We start from the raw sequence: 3200 nt of genomic DNA, 5'->3' as shown, positions 1-3200 counted from the left end.
CTCGGCCTGTTCGCCGCTGGGGGCGCTGAACTCGCTGGGACCGCGCGACCGGGGGGTCCGCCGGGTCGCGCGCGGCGTCCCCTATGGCGATCACCCGCGCCAGAGAATCGACATCCACGCCCCGGTGGAAGCCGCCGAGCGGCCTTGGCCGATGCTGGTGTTCTTCTACGGCGGCGGCTGGGACAGCGGCGACCGCGGCCTCTACGCCTGGGCGGCTCAGGCGCTGGCGGCGCGAGGCTTCGTGGTCGCCACGGCGGACTACCGGCTGGTCCCAGAAGTGCATTTTCCCGCCTTCGTCGAGGACGCGGCGGCGGCGACAGTCGCAGCGGCCGGCGTCGCCGCCCGGTACGGGGCAGATCCGGAGCGGTTGGGCGTGATCGGTCATTCCGCCGGCGCGCATCTGGCCATGATGATCGCCCTGGACCGCCGCTATATGGCGGCGGCGGGCGCGCCGGACCTGATCAAGGCGGCCGCCGGACTGGCCGGGCCGTACGAATTTCTGCCGTTCGACGTCCGCGAGTCGGTGAACGCCTTCGGACGTGTCCCCGACCCGGCCGTGACCCAGCCGGTCACCTTCGTCCGCGCCGACGCCCCGCCGCTGTGGCTGGGCCATGGGACGGCGGACGTCGTGGTGCACGCCGAGGACACCACCATCCTGTGCGAACGGATGAAGCGGACCGGCGGCCGGTGCGAGGCCAAACTGTATCCGGGCCTGAACCACGCCGACCTGATCGCGACCTTCTCTCCACTGTTCCGGCGCAAGGCGCCGGTGCTGGACGACGTCGCGGCCTTCCTCAGGCGCGAACTGGCGTAAGGCGTCTCGCCGCTGGACAGACCGCCCGATCGGCGCATTCTGGCTCGATGAGGACTGTCCTGAACCTCGCGGCGCTGATCGCCTGCGGCCTGCTCGTCGCGGGGTTCACCCAGCAGTCGGCGGCGGAGGTCGAGCGCGCCTTCGCCGCCGCCCGCGCCGTCAGCCCGACGCCGCTGCGGCTCGATCGAGACCGGGCGGAATGGCTGGAACTGCGGCGCGATCCTGCATTCCGTGACGACGTGGATGCACAGTGGAACGAACGCTGGACCTCTGAAGCGGCCCGCGACAGCGCCGTCCGGGCCATTGGGGTGACGCCCGCCGATCTGCCGGGCGGCTGCGTCGAGATCGGCGTCAGCGGCTGTAAGACCCTCTCCGGCGGCTATCTGAACATCGATGGCGCGCGGCTGATGTGGCAGCTGCAGGAGGGGTTCACGGAAGAGGACGGCAGGGCGGCGGGTTATGTGCTGCTGACGGGCGCCGACCGTCTCCACCCTGTCGCCTGGGGCCGGGAGGCCGCCTGGTACGAGGCCCCGCAGGTGTTTCAGGCCGGCGAGCACGCCTATGTGCGCGTCGCCGGGGGCATGGCGGGCACCGGCGCCTTCAACGCCGACGTCCTGTTCCGCTACCGGCCGGGTGGCGAACCCCGCCTGGAGGAGATCGACACCGAGAGCTGGCGCGAGCGCGACCTGCCGGCCCTGCTGCCCGCGGGCCTCGAGATCTGGAAGGGGGTCGCCTACAGCGATACCATGCAGTCGGCGCGCGCTGGGCTGTGGCGTCCCGACGACGGCAACTGCTGCCCGACCGGCGGCGCCGCGACGCTCATGTTCGAGATCCAGGGCGACCGACTGGTTTTGATCACCCTGACCCCCGACGCCCCGGAGGATTGAGCCGTCTCGCCTTCGTCACGCTCATCCGCTATCGGAGATCATGACAAACACGAAGACCACGGCCCTCAGCGGCCCGGCGGCGCTGGACCGCCTCGAATCCCTCTACAGCCAGTCGGTCAGCAATCTGCGCACCGCGGTGGGCGCCTTCCTGAGGACTGGAGAGCGCGCCGACGCCGCGGCGAGGGCCGCCGGCCTGTTCTCCTATCCCGAACTGCGGGTCAGCTGGTTCGGCGAACGGCCCGAGAACCTGCAGGCCCGCGCCTTCGCCCGCCTGTCCCGGCCGGGCGTCTATGCGACGACCATCACCCGACCCGACCTGTATCGGCCCTACCTGCTGGAGCAGCTGAGCCTGCTGGAGGCCGACTATGGCGCGACCTTCGAGGTGCGGCCGTCGGAGCAGGAGATTCCCTTCCCCTATGTGATGGACGGGTCCGACGTGGCGCTGGACCGCAGCCAGACCGCCGCCGTGGCGCGTCACTTCCCGACCACCGACCTGGCCCACATCGGCGACGAGATCTCCGACGGCCTGTTCGACCTGACCAAGGATTTCCCCCTGGCCCAGTTCGACGGACTGAGGACGGACTTCTCCCTGGCCCGGCTGCGCCACTACACCGGGACGCCGGTGGAGGATGTGCAGAGCTACATCCTGTTCACCAACTACAACCGCTACGTCGACGAATTCGTGCGCTGGGCCTGCGCCCAGCTGCAGGACCCGAACAGCATCTACGACCGGCTGGTGTGCGCCGGCGGCATCGAGATCACGCGCGACACGCCCAGTCCCGAGACGGCGGTGATGGATGCGGCGTGGAAGAAGCACCAGATGCCCGCCTACCACCTGACCGCGCCAGGCCATCGCGGCATCACCCTGGTCAACATCGGTGTTGGGCCGTCGAACGCCAAGACCATCTGCGACCACCTTGCGGTCACCCGCCCGCACGCCTGGATGATGATCGGCCACTGCGGCGGCCTGCGGCCCTCACAAAGCATCGGTGACTATGTGCTGGCCCACGCCTATCTGCGCGACGACCATGTGCTGGACGCGGTGCTGCCGCCGGACATTCCGATCCCCTCGATCGCCGAGGTCCAGCGCGCCCTCTACGACGCCGCCAAGATCGTGTCCGGCGCGCCGGGCGAAGAGGTCAAGCGGCGGCTGCGGACCGGGACGGTGGTGACCACCGACGACCGGAACTGGGAGCTGCGTTACGCCCGCTCGGCCCAGCGCTTCAACCAGAGCCGTGCGGTCGCCATCGACATGGAGAGCGCCACTATCGCGGCGCAGGGGTATCGCTTCCGTGTGCCCTACGGGACGCTGCTGTGCGTGTCGGACAAGCCGCTGCATGGCGAGATCAAGCTGCCCGGTCAGGCCAACCGGTTCTACGAGGGGTCCATCTCGGAACACCTGCAGATCGGCATCCACGCCATCGACCTGCTGCGGGCCGAGGGCGACCGGCTGCATTCGCGCAAGCTGCGCGCCTTCGACGAGCCGCCGTTCAGATAAG

At 69.9% G+C, this 3200-nt stretch carries 3 protein-coding genes; all 3 read left to right on the top strand.

Going from position 1 to position 3200, the window contains the following annotated elements; all coding sequences use genetic code 11:
- On the top strand, positions 1-814 hold an 814-nt coding region (locus VGB60_RS12075; protein WP_331038499.1), incomplete at its 5' end, for an alpha/beta hydrolase.
- A gap of 47 nt (positions 815-861) precedes the next feature.
- Positions 862-1701, top strand: coding sequence for a hypothetical protein (locus VGB60_RS12070; RefSeq protein WP_331038498.1), 840 nt, complete (start codon positions 862-864; stop codon positions 1699-1701).
- Between the two features lie 40 nt (positions 1702-1741).
- Positions 1742-3199 (top strand): AMP nucleosidase, encoded by a 1458-nt coding sequence (locus VGB60_RS12065; protein WP_331038497.1) that lies wholly within the window; start codon positions 1742-1744, stop codon positions 3197-3199.
- Position 3200 lies beyond the last annotated feature (1 nt).

It is taken from the genome of Brevundimonas sp., from assembly GCF_036399195.1.
In the GTDB taxonomy this organism is placed as follows: domain Bacteria; phylum Pseudomonadota; class Alphaproteobacteria; order Caulobacterales; family Caulobacteraceae; genus Brevundimonas.
The sequence above is the reverse complement of the archived record's forward strand: the minus strand, read 5'-3'. Positions and strand labels throughout refer to the sequence as shown.

Bases quoted from the DNA above. Each gene is read 5' to 3' on its own strand.
- VGB60_RS12070 (WP_331038498.1), top strand. From the start codon at position 862: ATGAGGACTGTCCTGAACCTCGCGGCGCTGATCGCCTGCGGCCTGCTC.
- VGB60_RS12065 (WP_331038497.1), top strand. From the start codon at position 1,742: ATGACAAACACGAAGACCACGGCCCTCAGCGGCCCGGCGGCGCTGGAC.